Source organism: Streptomyces sp. NPDC002838, from assembly GCF_040295365.1.
Classification (GTDB): domain Bacteria; phylum Actinomycetota; class Actinomycetes; order Streptomycetales; family Streptomycetaceae; genus Streptomyces.
Genome location: NZ_JBEOVF010000003.1, coordinates 81,534 through 96,869 on the forward strand (window position 1 = coordinate 81,534; position 15,336 = coordinate 96,869).

Sequence of the window (15,336 nt, forward strand, 5' to 3'; positions counted from 1 at the left end):
GCCGTCACCGCATGATCAGTGCGCTGCTCGCCCTCATCGCCAAGCGGCTGCGACAGACCGTCCTGGTCATCTCCGCGGTCCTGACCGTGGCCATGGTGTTCCTCGCACTCGTCGACAACACCGCCGTCACCGCGGGCGCCATCCTGATCCTGTGGGGCCTGGGCTACGGCGCGGTGCCGGTCACCTTCCAGACCTGGATCCTCGACGCCGCGCCGGACACCAGCGAGGCCGCCTGCTCGCTGTACGTCTCCACGTTCAACCTGTCCATCGCGCTCGGCGCGCTCTTCGGCGGCCTCGCCGTCGACGGCATCTCCACCAGGAGCGAGCTGTGGATCGGCGCCGTTCTCGCCGCCCTCACGCTGCTCGTGGTGGGCGGGAACCGCCGCACCGCGTCCGCCGACTGAGCGGACGCACCGTCCGGCCGGAGCCATCGAACGGGCCGTCCCCCGTGATTCGTTCCCTCACGCGCGGGGGACAGCGGTGCGACGCGCAGCACGTGCCGGAGACGTGGCCGCCGCCGCGCACCGCGATCGGTGTGACCTCGCAGGACTGCCACGCCCCGTTCTGGGATGCCCCGCTGCTGCCCGTTCCGGGACTAGCCGAATCCATCGGCCCGACGCGCACGCAGCGGAGCCCCCGACCAGAGAAGGCCAGGGGCTCCGTCGGTGAAACGGACGTCCGTCAGACGTTCACACCGAAGTCCTGCGCGATGCCCACCAGGCCCGAGGCATAGCCCTGGCCGACCGCGCGGAACTTCCACTCCGCGCCGTTGCGGTACAGCTCGCCGAAGACCATCGCCGTCTCCGTCGCCGCGTCCTCCGACAGGTCGTAGCGGGCGATCTCGGTGCCGCCGGCCTGGTTCACGATGCGGATGTACGCGTTGCGGACCTGGCCGAAGTTCTGCGAGCGGTTCTCCGCGTCGTAGATGGAGACCGGGAAGACGATCTTGTCCACGTCGGCCGGGAGACCCGCCAGGTTGACGTTGATCGCCTCGTCGTCGCCCGCGCCCTCGCCCGTGCGGTTGTCGCCGGTGTGGACGATGGTCTGGTCCGGGGTCTGCTTGTTGTTGAAGAACACGAAGTGGGCGTCCGAGTAGACCTTGCCCTGCGGGTTGACCGCGATCGCGGACGCGTCGAGGTCGAAGTCCGTGCCGGTGGTGGTGCGGACGTCCCAGCCGAGGCCCACGGTGACGGCGGTCAGGCCCGGAGCCTCCTTGGTGAGCGAGACGTTGCCACCCTTGGACAGGCTTACAGCCATTGTTGGGAGTCCCTTCCCTCGTATACGTACGGCAAGAAGCTACAGCTACCCCTAGGAACGCCGCGGGGGGTACCGAAGGTTCCGCGCGTCTTTACTTTCTTTACCAAGTAGCCGACGTAAGCGAGACGTGAGCGATATTCGGGTGACGTGGACCGGACAGAGCCGGGAACATGGACGTCATGTCTGGTCCGTACGTGATTCGCGGCTCTGTCTCCCTGCCGGAGGCCGAGCTCATGTGGCGTTTCTCGCGGTCGTCCGGACCCGGCGGTCAGCACGTCAACACCAGCGACTCGCAGGTGGAGCTGCGCTTCGACCTCGCGCGGACCGAGGCGCTGCCCGAAGTCTGGAAGCAGCGGGCTCTGGACAGGCTGGCCGGGCGGCTCGTCGACGGCGTCGTCACCGTCCGCGCCTCCGAGCACCGCTCCCAGTGGCGCAACCGCGAGACCGCCGCCGTGCGCCTGGCCTCCCTCCTCGCCGAGGCGACGGCCCCGCCGCCCAAGCCGCGCAGGCCCACCCGGATCCCGCGCGGCATCAACGAGCGCCGGCTGCGGGAGAAGAAGCAGCGCTCGCAGACCAAGCGGGGGCGGTCCGGACGGGACTGGGGGTAGCCCCGGCGGTCACCGCCCTCGTCGGTCGTATCCCTCGGCAACCCACCACCGGCACCAGCGGCATGTCACCCCAAATGCCGGTACCGCCCCCGGAAATACGTCAGCGGCCCCCCGTCCGCGCTCGGCAGCGACGCCGTCAGGACCCGGCCGATCACCAGCACGTGGTCGCCGGCCTGCACCCGCTGCTCCGTACGGCACTCCAGGGTCGCCAGGGCGCCGCCCACCAGGGGAGCGCCGGTCGTCTCGCCGCGGACGTACGGGATGTCCTGGAAGAGCAGGCGGTCGCTGAGGCGGCCCTTCATGGCGAAGCGGCCGGCGATGTGCCGCTGGCTCTCGGCGAGGACGGAGACGGCCCACAGGGGCTGCTCGGCGAGCACGTCGTCCATGCGGGAGCCCTCGCGCAGGCTGACCAGCACCAGGGGCGGGTCCAGGGAGACCGACATGAACGCCGTCGCCGTCATGCCGACGTCCTCGCCGACCGGCGCCTGGGGGTCGTCCGGGTCGAGCGAGGGCTCCTGAGCGGTCACCAGGACCACACCCGCGGCCAGCCGGGACATGGCGGCGCGGAACTCGTCGTTGGTCACCCCCTCAGCATGCCCGGAGGCGGGCGGGGAGAGGGTGGGGGATGTGGCAAGGGGAGTGTTCGGCACGCCGGGAACGCTAATCTCCGGTCCGCGGGCACCGCATCGGCCCCGGGGCGGAGCCCGGACCTAGGACCCGCCTAGGACCCGCGACGGAGGCACCTCAAACGCGCAAAAATTACGTTCAGTAAACGCACAGGGAAACCGCAGAAACCCCACTCAATTGTTCATCTTTCGCTGTGACTTGAGTCACAAGGGGCATTAATTGTTGACCCTGTGTACCGAGTGGGCAGCGCGCTGTGATTCAGTGGCGGGGAAGCTGCTAGGACGATACGCCGATGAGAACCCTTGATTCGCTGCGAGGTCTCGGGGGGAGGGCGAGCATGGAGGCCGAGTCGGAGCCCTACGTCCGCCTTGCGTCCCTGCGACAACTGCACCAGGTCATGGCCGACATGAACACGGCCCGCAGCCTGGCGGACACACTGCAGACGGTCGCCGACGGCGTGGTCCAGGCGCTGGGGTACGAGCTGGCGTGCGTGAACCTCGTACGCCCCGACGGCGATCTCGTCGTCGCCGCCTTCTCCGGCAACCCCGCCGCCGAGGCGCTCATCACCGGCCGCGTCGGCTCGCGCGAGTCCTGGGAGCGCCGCCTGGGCATGGGCGAGCACTGGGGCGACCTGGTCTTCATCCCGCACACCGAGGGCTGGGTCCTCGACGACGACGACGTACCGCAGTGGTACACCGACGGCCCCGCACCCCGCTTCGAGGACGAATGGCACCCCTCGGACCGGCTCTTCGCGCCGATGTACACGCCCGCCGCGCCGGGCGGCGGCTCCTGCGGCGAGCTGATCGGCGTGCTGTCCGTGGACCGTCCGCGCAACGGCCGCCGACCGGGCGCATGGGGACGCGAGGCGCTCCAGATGTACGCGTTCCAGGCCGCCATCGCGATCAGCAACGCGCGTCTGCGAGCCAACATGCAGCGCGCACTGGTCAGGCTCGAAAGGGAGCAGCAGGCCCTGCGCGCCAGTGAGGAAAGCTTCAGGCAGGCCTTCGAGTACGCCCCCTCCGGCATGGCCATCGCCGAGATGGGCGGCGACCAGCACGGCCGGATCCTCAGGACCAACGACGCGCTGTGCCGCCTCCTGGGCCGCCCCGCCTCCGCGATGCGTCGCTACGCCTTCTCCGACCTCGTCCACCCCGAGGACATAGGCACGCTCCTGCGGACCTCCGCCGAGGGCGGACGGGCCGAGCTGCGCCTCGGTCGCCGCGACGGCACCTACGTCTGGGTCTCGCTCCGCAACTCCGTCGTCGCCGACGCCGCCGACGGACCCCGCTTCCTGCTCACCCACGTCGAGGACATCGAGGAGCGCAAGCGCCGCGAGCTCCAGCTCGCCCACCGCGCCTCCCACGACTCGCTCACCGGCCTGCCCAACTCCGCCGAGCTGCGCGCCCGCCTCTCCTCGCGCCTGTGCCAGCGCCCCACCCAGGCGGGCGCCCTGGAGTCCGTGGACGCGGCCTACGGCCATCCCCTCCACGACACGGGCGGCCACGGCTTCGACTTCCGGCCGGGCACCGAGACGTACGACGCCTACGACCACCATGTGCACACCGTCGCCCCCGAGGGTGACCGTGACGACGGCGCCAAGGGGCTCGCGGTCCTCTTCTGCGACCTCGACGGCTTCAAGTCGATCAACGACCGGTTCGGGCACAACGCCGGAGACGCGGTCCTCATCGAGGTCGCCCGGCGACTGTCCGGGGGCGTCCGCGACGGCGACACGGTGGCCCGGCTCGGCGGCGACGAGTTCGTCGTCCTGGCCGACGGGCTCGGCCGGGCCGACGCCCAGGACCTCGCCGTACGTCTGCGCAACGAGATCATCCAGCCCATCCGGGTCGACGGACGGGCCATGCGGGTCGGTGCCAGCTTCGGCATCGGCTGGGCGCACTGCGGGATGACGGCGGACGAGGTGTTGAAATCCGCCGACGAGCGGATGTACGTCGAGAAACGATCCCGTCCCAAACAGCACAGACGCGCGGGATGACCCCCAGGTCAGCGAGCTGATGCGATCCGAGTCACCCGTTTGGGCCATCAGGAGCGGGTAGGCTCGCCCTTCTCACCGCACATTTCGCATCCGCACCGCACCTCCTAGGAGATCAAGGGATGACGTCCGGCAACAACGGCGCGAGCACGCCCGAGGACGACGACCCGTTCGGCTATCTCTACGCGGACGGGCAGGCCAACGGGGCCCAGCCACCGTCCGGTGGCTACGGCTACCCGAACTCCGTCAACCGGGTGCGGGCGGTCGGCCAGCGTCAGTACGGGCAGCAGCAGGCGCCGGCCGCCGCGACCGCCCCGTACGGCCAGGTCCCGCCGCAGCAGCAGGGCGCCCACGCCCAGCCGAACGCGCACTACGCGGCGCCCGAGACCTTCCCGGGCGGCGCCCCCTCCACCCAGCAGCCGATGCCGGGCGGCGGTGGCGGCCGACGGGGCCCCAACACCAAGGGGCTGCTGATCGGCGCGATCGCGGTGGTCGCCGCGGTCGTCATCGGCATCGGCGTGGCGATGATGAACGGCAACGGCGACGACAGCGCGGGCGACAACGAGGCCTCCGCCCCGCCCGCCGCCTCGCAGAGCGCCGAGCCGAGCCCGTCGGGCAGCAAGAGCGGGGCGGCGAGCGAGGTGGATCTACCGAAGATCGACGCGAAGGCGCTGCGCTTGGTAGGCGGCGCTGTGACGTCCTCTGACGTCAAGGGGGCAAAGGCGGGAGGCGGGGTCTACGTCACGGGCTTCAACCAGGTCGGTGCGAAGGTCACCTGGACGCTCAACGGCATAGAGAAGGCTGGCGCCTACCGGCTGTACGTGCGCTTTGGAATCCCGGGCGTGGACGCCAACGCGACGCTTGTGGTGAACGGCAAGGCCAACAGCCAGCCGCTGAACATGAAGAACTTCGGCGGGCTCCCCCAAGGCGACTGGGAGAAGGGCTGGCAGACCACATGGGCCAACGTGAACCTGACAAAGGGCACCAACACTATTGAGCTCGCCTGCAACCAGGGCAACCAGTGCAATGCCAATCTCGATCAGTTGTGGCTGCAGTAAGTCGCTGACAACCAAAGGGCCCGCCGGAGAGACCGGCGGGCCCTCATCATGGCCTCAGATCAGCCGACGCGGCCGAACGCTACGCACTTATCTGCGACCCACCGCTTCCTGCCCTCCCATTTGAGGGGAGTCCACGTATTGTGCGTCGAGCCCCCGCTGGTGCATCGATACGACCCACCCCTGACCTGACCTGAACAAGAAGCATCGTCCCAGCAGGGGATTCGGTCAGGCGTGCCGGTACCGAATGCCTTAACCCTGAGCACCGCAGCCGAAGTTGTTGACGTGCCCGCACGGAGGGTCCAGGCGGTGTTGGCAGACGCACCTGATACCGCAGCGTGTGCAGGGGCTGCGGAAAGGAGGAGCGCAGCTGCCAGCGTGCTGGGTATGGCCCCTGCACGCATGATTGTCTTTATCGCAAAATCCCCGAATCTGGTTGTTTCGTTGCCGGTCAACGCAACGAATGAGTGATCATTAGATCATCTGTCTGAAGTTCGGAAAGGTCATTTCCTGGCCAGCTCCAGTGAGGGGTACCCGTGGCGCGCTCACGCCGCGCTGACCTCCCCCGACACCGCCACCCGCCCCAGCAACTCCTCGTACGCCGCCCGGTCGAACTCGCCCGCCACCGGGGCGAGGACCGTCGCCGCGGACAGGGCGGCCGCGCGGGTCAGGCGGTCCGGCCAGGGCAGGTGGTCCACCAGGCCCGACAGCAGGCCCGCGACCGCCGAGTCGCCGGCGCCCGTGGGGTTGCCGTGGACGCGGGCGGGCGGGGTGGCGCGCCAGCGGCCCTCCGGGGTGGCCGCGAGGAGGCCCTCGGCGCCCAGGGAGGCGACGACGGCCCGGGCGCCGCGTCGGCGGGCGTCCTGGGTGGCCCGCACCGGCTCGTGGGAGCCGGTCAGCTCTGCCAGTTCGTCGGCGTTCGGTTTCACGATGTCCGGCCGGGCGGCGACCCCGCGCCGTAGCGGCTCCCCGCTGGCGTCCAGGAGGACGGGGACGCCGGCCGCCTTGGCCGTCCGTACCAGCCCCGCATACGCCCCCACCGGTACCCCCGGCGGCAGGCTCCCGCACAGCGCCACCACGGACGCCGATGCGAGCAGGTCCTCGTACGCCTCCTGGAAGGCGGACCACTCGGGGGGCGTGACCGTCGGCCCGGGCTCGTTGAGCTGGGTGGTGTCGCCGGTCTGCTCGTCCACGACGGCGATCGTGCGCCGGGTGGCACCGCCGACCGGGACGAGGGCGTCCACCACGCTCGGCGTGGCGGTGAGCTGTTCCTGTACGGCGCGTCCGGTGGCGCCGCCCACCAAACCGGTGACCGTCACCCCGTGCCCGAGGGCCGCGAGCACACGGGCCACGTTCACGCCCTTGCCGCCCGGCCGTTCGGTGACCTCCGTCACCCGGTGGGAGGCGTGCGGGCGCAGGGACCGTACGCGATAGGTGATGTCGAGAGCGGTGTTCAGCGTGACCGTGAGGATCACCTGGGCCGACCTCCCCCGAAGAACTCAGAATGCGCTTGCCGTCTGTCCGTCCGGAGCTGGCTGTCCGGAGCGCTGATCATGCCAAACGGACGGCGGTCGTCCCAGTCTCCCAGGACAACCGCCGCTCTCAACAGCTGGACAGATCACCCCAGTTGGGGATCGACCACCCATTCACCCCGGCGCATCACGCCCTTGAGGCCGAAATCGGCGTCAAGGACGACCAGGTCGGCGTCCTTGCCGGGTTCCAGGGAGCCGATGGTGTCGTACATGCCGAGCAGGCGGGCCGGGTTGGCGGACAGGGCGGCCACCACGTCCTCCACCGGCAGCCGGTCGATCGTCACCGCCCGCTGGAAGGCGCGGTCGAGGGTGAGGGTCGAGCCTGCGATCGTGCCGTCCGCCACCAGGCGTGCCACGCCGTCCGCGACCTCCACCTCCAGCGGGCCGAGCCAGTACCGCCCGTCGCCGAAGCCTGCCGCGTCCATCGCGTCCGTGATGAACGCCACCCGGTCCGCGCCCGCCCGGTGGAACGCCAGTTCCAGCGCTGCCGGGTGCAGGTGCGTGCCGTCGTTGATCAGCTCGACGGTGACGCGCTCGTCCTCCAGCAGGGCCGCGATGGGGCCGGGGGCGCGGTGGCCGAGCTGCGGCATGGCGTTGAACAGGTGCGTGGCGACCGTGGCGCCCGCCTCGATGGCTTCCACCGTCTGCTCGTACGTCGCGTCCGTGTGCCCGACCGCCGCGATGACGCCGTGCTCGGCGAGCAGCCGTACGGAGTCGATGCCGCCGGGGAGTTCGGTGGCGAGGGTGACCATCTTGGCCTTCCCGCGTGCCGCGTCGATCAGCTTGCGGACCTCGGCCGGGTCCGGGTCGCGCAGCAGTTCCTCGGAGTGCGCGCCCTTGCGGCACGGGGAGATGAACGGCCCCTCGAAGTGGATCCCCGCGATGTCGCCCTGCTCGGCCAGCTCGGAGAGCAGCCCGGCCCGGTGGGCGAGGAAGTCCATGTCGCCGGTGACCGTCGAGGCGACGAGCGTGGTGGTGCCGTGCAGGCGGTGGGTGTGGATGCCCTTGAGGATCTCGTCGACCGTGCCGGAGGTGAAGGAGGCGCCGCCGCCGCCGTGGTTGTGGATGTCTACGAAGCCGGGCACCAGCCGGTGGCCTGTTACGTCGATGACCTTGGCGTTCTCTGGGGCTGTACGGGCGATACGGGTGCCGTCGACGATCACCTGGCCGTCGGAGACGGTTCCGGTGGGCAGAACCACGTCGGCGCCGGAGAGGACGAGGGGCGCCTTGCCGGTTGCGGGCTGCGGGTCCGTTGTGGCTTGTCGCGCAGTTCCCCGCGCCCCTAGGGGGGTTGCCGTCACGTGGGTTCCTCCGGCGTCGTAGGTGTGGTGTCGAGCAGATCCCAGGCCAGGAGGCCCGCACCGAGGCATCCGGCGGTGTCCCCCAGGGCCGCGGGGACGAGGGTGGGCAGCTTCTGGAAGGTGACGCGCCGCCGGACCGCCTCCCGTAGCGGTGTGAACAAGGTTTCCCCCGCCTCGGCCAGCCCGCCACCGATGATCAGGGTGCGCGGGTCCAGCAGGGTGAGCGCGGTGACCAGCCCGTCGGCGAGGGCGTCGACGGCGTCCTGCCAGACTCGTACGGCGTTCGGGTCGCCGGACACGACGGCCTTCGCGCAGTCGGCCGCGTCCGCCTCGGGGTCCTCGCCGGCCTCCACCCACGCCGCGCTGACGGCCGCCGCCGACGCGTACCGCTCCAGGCAGCCGCGCTGTCCGCAGGGACAAGGGGTTCCCCCGGGCCGTACGACGATGTGGCCGATCTCGCCCGCGAAGCCGTGCGCGCCCGCTTCCACCCGGCCGCCGATGCCGATCGCGCCCGCGATGCCGGTGCCCAGCGGTACGAACAGGAAGCGGTCTGCGCCCCGGCCCGCGCCGATCCGGCCCTCCGCGAGGCCGCCGGTGCGCACGTCGTGGCCGAGGGCGACGGGGATGCCGCCGAGCCGGTCGGCGAGCAGGTCGCGCAGGGGTACGTCACGCCAGCCGAGGTTGGCCGAGTAGGCGGCGATGCCGTGTTCCTCGTCGAGGATGCCGGGGACGGCGACGCCGGCAGCGGCCGCGGGCTCGCCGAAGCGCCGGTCGCCGTAGGCGCGCAGCTCGGCGGCGAAGTCGAGGATGCCCCCGACGACGGCGTCCGGTCCGCGTTCGCGGCCCGTGGCCAGGCGGGCCTGGTGCAGCAGCTCGCCTCCCGCCCCGATCAGGGCGGCCTTCATCCCGGTGCCGCCCACATCGAGGGCGATGACATGTCTCACGGGAACAGTGTGGCCCGGGGACCCGCAAGAGGTCTAGTCCACTCGCGTGGTGTAGACCTTATTCGGCGTTATATGTATGACGTTTCGAAAGTTTTGATGATGTCGATCACTGATTTTGGGGCGATGGCAGTGCAGCGTCGGCGTACGACAGGGACGATCGCGGCGATGTCCGCACTGGGCCTGACGGCGGTCCTCGGCGGCTGCGGCGGTGGCGGCCTCAGCGGCGACGCCGGCAAGGTGACGCTGAAGCTGGTCGCCGCCGACTACGGCGACAGCGCGGCCAACAGCTCGAAGAAGTACTGGGACGCCCTGGTCAAGGACTACGAGTCGGAGCACCCCGACGTGAAGATCGACGTCTCCGTCTACTCCTGGAACGACATCGACCGCAAGGTCAAGGAGATGGTCGACGCCGGCAACGCGCCCGACCTGGCGCAGACCGGCGCGTACGCCGACTACGCGGACAAGGATCTGCTCTACAAGGTCGACGATCTGGTCTCCATCTCCGTCCAGGCCGACTGGGTCTCCCAGCTCGCCGACGCGGGGGAGGTCGACGGGGTCCAGTACGGCATGCCGTTCGCCGCCTCCACCCGGCTGCTCTTCTACAACAAGACGCTCTTCGACGAGGCCGGCCTCACCCCGCCGAAGACCTGGGCCGAGCTGGAGTCCGCCGCCGAGGCGCTGAAGGCGGAGGGCGTGAAGTACCCGTACGCGCTGCCCCTCGGGCCGGAGGAGGCACAGGCCGAGACCATGCAGTGGCTGCTCAGCGGCGGGGGCGGTTACACCGACACGCTCGGGACGTACGGCATCGACTCCTCGGACAACGTCGACACCTTCACCTGGCTCAAGAACGACCTGGTCGGCAAGGAACTGACCGGACCCGTCGCGCCGGGCGAGCTGAACCGTGCCGACGCGTTCGCCGCGTTCGCGGCCGGGGACGTCGGCATGCTGAACGGGCATCCCTCGCTGATGAACATGGCCGCGAAGAAGGGGGTCAAGTTCGGGATGGTGCCGATGCCGGGTGCGGACGGGCCGAGCAAGGTCTCCATGGGGGTCGCCGACTGGATGACCGCGTTCAAGAGGAACGGTCATGCCGAGCAGATCGGGGAGTTCCTCGACTTCGTGTACAACGAGAAGAACGTGCTCGACTTCTCGCGCGAGTACGACCTGCTGCCGGTGACCAACTCCGCGTCCGAAGCCATGAGCGCGGCGAAGGAGGACGCCGACCTGAAGCCGTTCCTGGAAGAGCTGCCGCTCTCCCAGCTGTATCCCGTCGGGGAGACCTCCTGGGCGCAGGTCAGCGCGGACATCAAGAAGCGGATAGGCCAGGCCGTCGCGCCGAACGGCAGCCCGGCGGACGTGTTGAGCCGGATCCAGTCGGCGGCGTTCTCGGCGCAGTCGGCGGGGTAGGCGCGGGCCGGCTGTCAGTGGGGGCGGTTACCTTGCCGGGTATGGAGGAGGAGCAGGAGCAAGAGGGGCTCGGGCGCAGGGAGCGGGACATCCTTGCGCTGGAACGGCGTGGCTTCGGTGGGCCCGGGACGAAGGAACGGGCGATACGGGAGGAGCTGGGGTTGGCGCCGGTGCGGTACTACCAGTTGCTGAATGCTCTGCTGGACGATGAGCGGGCGTTGGCGTTCGATCCGGTGACGGTGAATCGGTTGCGGCGGGTGCGGGAGGCGCGGCGCGGCGAGCGGTGATGGTCGGCGCCCGGCGCCGGGGGTGACCGTTGCTGGGGGCTCCGCCCCCAGACAGGACCGCGGCCTCCGAGGTCGCCATGTCGCCGGCGATGGCGGCCGGCCGCAGCACGACCTCCGCGCCGGCCTCGCGGGCCGCCGCCGCGATGGTCTGGTCGTCGGTGCACACGACCACGTCCGTCACCAGGCGGGTCGCCCGGCACTCGGGCACCGCCGGGCCTATGCCCGCCCTGCCGCCCGTCTCGGTTGGTCGAGGGCTGACCGGACGGGCTGGAATTCGCGGCCGGTGCCGAGAATGCTCGGCCCTTCCATGGATAAGGTCGCTCTATGGGCAGCCACCCGAACGTCACGGACCCCCTGCCGACACCCGCGACCCCCGCCGGACGGGACGGGCTCGACGCCATCCTCGCGCGGCCCGCCAACGCGGTGATCGCGCTCGACTTCGACGGGACCCTCGCGCCGATCGTGGCGGATCCCGAGCAGGCCCGGGCTCACCCGGACGCCGTGCCCGCGCTCGCCGCCCTCGCCCCGAAGGTCGCCGCCGTGGCCGTGATCACCGGTCGGCCGGCCGGCGTGGCGGTGCGGCACGGCGGGTTCGCCGGCGTCCCCGGCCTGGAGCACCTCGTCGTCCTCGGTCACTACGGCGCCGAACGCTGGGACGCCGTCACCGGCACCGTCAACGCCCCCGCTCCCCACCCCGGCGTCGCCGCCGTCCGCGCCGACCTGCCGGGGGTTCTCGACGGGGTCGGTGCGTGGCAGGGCACCTGGATCGAGGAGAAGGGGCGTGCGGTCGCCGTCCACACCCGCCGCGCCGCCGATCCCCAGGCCGCCTTCGAGGCCCTGCGTGGCCCCCTCACCGATCTGGCCGCCCGCCACGGCCTGATCGTCGAGCCCGGCCGCCTGGTCCTCGAACTCCGCCCGCCCGGCATGGACAAGGGCGTCGCCCTGCTCGAATACGCCCGCGAGATCTCCGCGGAGTCCGTCCTCTACGCCGGCGACGACCTCGGTGACCTGCCCGCCTACGCCGCCGTCGACAAACTCCGCTCCGACGGCACGCCGGGACTGCTGGTGTGCAGCGGCAGCGACGAGGTCACGGAGCTGCGGGATCGGGCGGATCTGGTGGTGGATGGCCCCGAGGGGGTCGTGGGGCTGCTGCGGGGGCTGGCGACGCGGCTCGGCTGAAGACCCGGGCACCCGGCCTTCGGCGGGGTTTCTGTTTCCGCCCGCACCACCTGTGCGGCTTTGGTGGTTGGGTGCGGGTGGCCCCTGTGGGGGGTGAGCGCCGTCGGCGGGTGCGGGTGCGGGTGGGCGGTGGGGCGAGTCTGTGAGGGGTGCAGGGGACGGAGTCCCCGCCGGGGTCTGGGGCGGAGCCCCAGGAGGGTGACCTCTCGAGGTACCGAGTCGGGTGGTGGGTGGGCACAGGCCCGTAGTTCCAGGGGGCGGAGCCCCCTGGCGGGGTTCGAATCACGCCCTCAGCGCACTCAGCTGCTCCAGAAACCACTGCGCCGGCGGCAACGCCGTAGCCGCCGCAGCCAACCGCTTCGTCCGTTCCGCCCGCTCCTCCGGCGCCATCGACAACGCCTCGTGCAACGCCCGAGCCGTCTCCATCACGTCGTACGGATTGACGGTGATCGCATCCTCGCGCAGCTCCCAGTACGCCCCCGCCTCCCGGGACAGCACCAGCGCACACCCCTCGTCGGAGACGACCGGCACCTCCTTCGCCACGAGGTTCATGCCGTCCCGGATGGGATTGACCAGGGCCACGTCCGCCAACCGGTACGCGGCCAGCGAGCGTGCGAAGTCGTCCTTGAGGTTCAGCACGACCGGTGTCCAGCCCGGCGTCCCGTACTCGGAGTTGATCTCCTCCGACAGCCGCCGCACCTCCGCCATGTACTCCCGGTACACCGCGAGGTCCTGCCGCGACGGGTACGCGAACGCCACGTGCGCCACCCGCTCCCGCCACTCGGGGTGATCGTCGAGCAGCTGCCGGTACGCGAGCAGTCCACGCACGATGTTCTTCGACAGCTCGGTCCGGTCGACCCGGACGATCGCCTTGCGCGCACTGCCGTCGGGAGCCGCGCCGATCTCCTCCCGCAGCGCCGCCACCCGCTCGTCCACATCGGCCTCGTGCGCCCGCCTGCGCAGGAAGTCCGCGTCCGCACCGAGCCCGTGCACGCCGATCCGTGTGTCCCCGAGCCCTCCGGCGAACTCCGCCGCGCACGTGGTGAACGCGTCCGCCCAGCGCTGGGTCAGGAAGCCCAGCCGATCGGCACCCAGCATGCCGCGCAGGACCTCTGCGGCGACATCGTCCGGCAGCAACCCGAAGTACTCCACCGGCGCCCACGGCGTGTGCGAGAAGTGCCCGATCCGCAGGTCCGGCCGCAGTTCACGCAGCATCCCCGGCACCAGACACAGGTGGTAGTCCTGCACCAGCACCGCCGCCCCCGGCGCGGCCTCCTGAGCCAACGCCTCGGCGAAGGCCCGGTTGTAGGTCTCGTACGACACCCACTGCCGCCGGAATTCCGCGTCGAAGACCGGCTCCAGCGGGGTCTGGTACAGCATGTGGTGGACGAACCACAGCACGGAGTTGGCGATGCCGTTGTACGCGTCGGAGTGCACGTCGGCCGGGATGGCGAGCATGCGCACACCAGCCTCACCGACCCCGCGCCGTACCGCCTCCCGGTCGCCGTCGCCCAGCGCCGAGCACACCCACAGGGCACCCGCGTCCGGCCCGATCGCCGACAGGCCCGAGACCAGCCCGCCGCCACCCCGTTTGGCGTGCAGCGAGCCGTCCTCGCGCACCGCGTAGGAGACCGGGCCGCGGTTGGACGCGACCAGCACTTGAGCACCTCGAGCACCCTGAGCAGCCTGCGTGGAAGCCATACGCCTCAACTTAGCCCAGCCCGTAACCGCTCAAACGTGCGGATCCCCTACGCGATCAGTCGTATACGGCCCGTAAGAGCAGGCAATTCGGCCCGCATACGGCCCGCGGTCAGCTCGCGTACGGCCCGGACACGGCCGCTTCAAGCGACCTTCCGCGCCGCGTACTCCGCGATCTCCACCATCGGCGGCCGTTCCTCCGTGTCCACGGAGTACGTGCGCGGCTCGAACCCGTCCTCACCCCGCTCGAACTGGGTGAGGGAGGGCCGGATCAGATGCCCGCGGGCCAGCCGCAGCTGGGCCGTGCGGTAGATCGCGGCCGACATACGGCCCAGGGACTGCCCGTCCTGGTGGCGGTGCTTGCGGACGCCGACATCGACCTGGGCGAGCGCGTCGAGGCCCACCAGGTGCAGGGCGTCCACCAGCATGCCCAGCTCCACCCCGTATCCGACCGGGAACGGCAGCTGCTCCAGCAGTGAGCGGCGGGCCGCGTACTCGCCGCCGAGCGGCTGGACGAAGCCGGCCAGCTGCGGCCAGTGCATGTTCAGCAGCGGGCGCGCCATGAGCTCGGTGACCCGGCCGCCCTGGCCGGCCGCGCCGCGGAGCGGACGGTCGTACATCCCCTTGACCAGGTCGACCCCGGGGTCCGTGAGCAGCGGGCCCACGATCCCGGAGACGAAGTCCGACGAGAACTCCTTCAGGTCCGCGTCGATGAAGCAGACGATGTCGCCGCCGGTGACCAGGAGCGAGCGCCACAGCACCTCGCCCTTGCCGGGAACGGTCGGGATGCGGGGGAGGATGTCGTCGCGGTGGACGACCCTCGCCCCGGCCGCCGTGGCGACCTGAGACGTGCGGTCGGTCGACCCGGAGTCCACGACGACGATCTCGTCGACGAGCGGGACCTGGCGCATGAGGTCGTGACGGATCACCGCGACGATGTCACCGACCGTCTCCTCCTCGTTGAGCGCGGGCAGCACGACACTGACCGACTGGCCCGTGGCGCGTTTCGCGGCCAGGATCTTGTGGAGCGGGCGATCGGTCTTGGACCAGGAGCGAGTGCTCAGCCAGCGCTCGACTTCATTCAGCACAGTGCGCGGCTCCTCTGCGTTCTCTCGGCGAGTAAGTGATCCATGGTCTCTGGCGGAACATGTGATCCATCTCGCGGTTCGGACGGCTATCTCAACTGTCCTGGCCTTCGGTTACAGTCTTGAACAACGCGGATGACCATCGCATGTCGGGGTCGGCGTTGCGTTTCAACGATCAACAACCACATACCGCTCATCCAGAGGGGCAGAGGGATACGGCCCGATGAAGCCCCGGCAACCCTCCAGCCGGTCTCGTAAACGATCACTGATGATCGTCTCCGCGAGGCTCCACCGGCTAGGGAAGGTGCCAAATCCGTCTCACGGCGAGATGCGTCGTGAGGAAGATGAGGAGAAAGGGCCTCGCCT

14 protein-coding genes, 1 pseudogene and 1 riboswitch are annotated in these 15,336 nt (G+C 70.5%); of the genes and pseudogenes, 7 read left to right on the forward strand and 8 right to left on the reverse strand.

Annotated elements, in window-relative coordinates; genetic code table 11:
- Positions 1-11 precede the first annotated feature (11 nt).
- Positions 12-404 (forward strand): MFS transporter, encoded by a 393-nt coding sequence (locus tag ABT063_RS05285; protein ID WP_351055802.1) that lies wholly within the window; start codon positions 12-14, stop codon positions 402-404.
- 277 nt (positions 405-681) lie between these two features.
- Here the strand turns inward: ABT063_RS05285 and ABT063_RS05290 are convergent, their stop codons facing one another.
- Positions 682-1,257: a TerD family protein gene (locus ABT063_RS05290; RefSeq protein ID WP_095752296.1), complete on the reverse strand. Its 576-nt coding sequence runs from the start codon at positions 1,255-1,257 to the stop codon at positions 682-684.
- Positions 1,258-1,427: 170 nt separating this feature from the next.
- Between ABT063_RS05290 and arfB the strand changes: the two genes are divergently transcribed.
- Complete coding sequence (arfB, locus tag ABT063_RS05295) at positions 1,428-1,865, forward strand: alternative ribosome rescue aminoacyl-tRNA hydrolase ArfB (protein WP_095752297.1); 438 nt, start codon at positions 1,428-1,430, stop codon at positions 1,863-1,865.
- A 65-nt stretch (positions 1,866-1,930) separates the two neighbouring features.
- Here the strand turns inward: arfB and ABT063_RS05300 are convergent, their stop codons facing one another.
- Positions 1,931-2,515 carry a flavin reductase family protein gene (locus ABT063_RS05300; RefSeq protein WP_351055803.1) on the reverse strand — a complete coding sequence of 195 codons (585 nt, stop codon included), beginning with the start codon at positions 2,513-2,515 and terminating at the stop codon, positions 1,931-1,933.
- Between the two features lie 314 nt (positions 2,516-2,829).
- On the opposite strand from ABT063_RS05300, the gene cdgB reads away from it, so the two are divergent.
- A complete protein-coding gene (cdgB, locus tag ABT063_RS05305) occupies positions 2,830-4,485 on the forward strand; it encodes a diguanylate cyclase CdgB (protein ID WP_351055804.1) in 1,656 nt (551 codons plus the stop codon).
- A gap of 119 nt (positions 4,486-4,604) precedes the next feature.
- Positions 4,605-5,540 carry a carbohydrate-binding protein gene (locus tag ABT063_RS05310; RefSeq protein WP_351055805.1) on the forward strand — a complete coding sequence of 312 codons (936 nt, stop codon included), beginning with the start codon at positions 4,605-4,607 and terminating at the stop codon, positions 5,538-5,540.
- 542 nt (positions 5,541-6,082) lie between these two features.
- Here the strand turns inward: ABT063_RS05310 and ABT063_RS05315 are convergent.
- The 3 genes from ABT063_RS05315 to ABT063_RS05325 all read right to left on the reverse strand — a co-directional run bounded on the left by ABT063_RS05315 (position 6,083) and on the right by ABT063_RS05325 (position 9,314).
- On the reverse strand, positions 6,083-7,012 hold the full coding sequence (locus ABT063_RS05315; protein WP_351055806.1) for a 1-phosphofructokinase family hexose kinase: 930 nt from the start codon (positions 7,010-7,012) through the stop codon (positions 6,083-6,085).
- A gap of 143 nt (positions 7,013-7,155) precedes the next feature.
- Positions 7,156-8,268 carry an N-acetylglucosamine-6-phosphate deacetylase gene (nagA, locus tag ABT063_RS05320; RefSeq protein WP_351056139.1) on the reverse strand — a complete coding sequence of 371 codons (1,113 nt, stop codon included), beginning with the start codon at positions 8,266-8,268 and terminating at the stop codon, positions 7,156-7,158.
- Positions 8,269-8,366: 98 nt separating this feature from the next.
- Complete coding sequence (locus ABT063_RS05325) at positions 8,367-9,314, reverse strand: ROK family protein (protein WP_351055807.1); 948 nt, start codon at positions 9,312-9,314, stop codon at positions 8,367-8,369.
- 123 nt (positions 9,315-9,437) lie between these two features.
- Between ABT063_RS05325 and ABT063_RS05330 the strand changes: the two genes are divergently transcribed.
- Both ABT063_RS05330 and ABT063_RS05335 read left to right on the forward strand, forming a co-directional pair.
- The gene (locus tag ABT063_RS05330) at positions 9,438-10,721 is read left to right on the forward strand and encodes an ABC transporter substrate-binding protein (RefSeq protein ID WP_351055808.1); all 1,284 of its coding nucleotides are present in this window, start codon (positions 9,438-9,440) and stop codon (positions 10,719-10,721) included.
- Between the two features lie 41 nt (positions 10,722-10,762).
- Entirely contained in the window at positions 10,763-11,008 is a 246-nt protein-coding gene (locus ABT063_RS05335; protein WP_351055809.1) for a DUF3263 domain-containing protein, read from the forward strand.
- 52 nt (positions 11,009-11,060) lie between these two features.
- Here ABT063_RS05335 and ABT063_RS52155 read toward each other — a convergent pair.
- Positions 11,061-11,321, reverse strand: a pseudogene (locus ABT063_RS52155) (hypothetical protein); the annotation flags it as partial.
- An 11-nt stretch (positions 11,322-11,332) separates the two neighbouring features.
- Between ABT063_RS52155 and otsB the strand changes: the two are divergent.
- On the forward strand, positions 11,333-12,187 hold the full coding sequence (gene otsB, locus ABT063_RS05345) for a trehalose-phosphatase (protein WP_351055810.1): 855 nt from the start codon (positions 11,333-11,335) through the stop codon (positions 12,185-12,187).
- 282 nt (positions 12,188-12,469) lie between these two features.
- Here the strand turns inward: otsB and ABT063_RS05350 are convergent, their stop codons facing one another.
- Both ABT063_RS05350 and ABT063_RS05355 read right to left on the reverse strand, forming a co-directional pair.
- Positions 12,470-13,888: an alpha,alpha-trehalose-phosphate synthase (UDP-forming) gene (locus ABT063_RS05350; protein ID WP_351055811.1), complete on the reverse strand. Its 1,419-nt coding sequence runs from the start codon at positions 13,886-13,888 to the stop codon at positions 12,470-12,472.
- A gap of 140 nt (positions 13,889-14,028) precedes the next feature.
- Complete coding sequence (locus tag ABT063_RS05355; RefSeq protein WP_351055812.1) at positions 14,029-14,973, reverse strand: glucosyl-3-phosphoglycerate synthase; 945 nt, start codon at positions 14,971-14,973, stop codon at positions 14,029-14,031.
- A 187-nt stretch (positions 14,974-15,160) separates the two neighbouring features.
- A riboswitch (SAM riboswitch) is annotated at positions 15,161-15,321 on the forward strand.
- Positions 15,322-15,336: the final 15 nt, after the last annotated feature.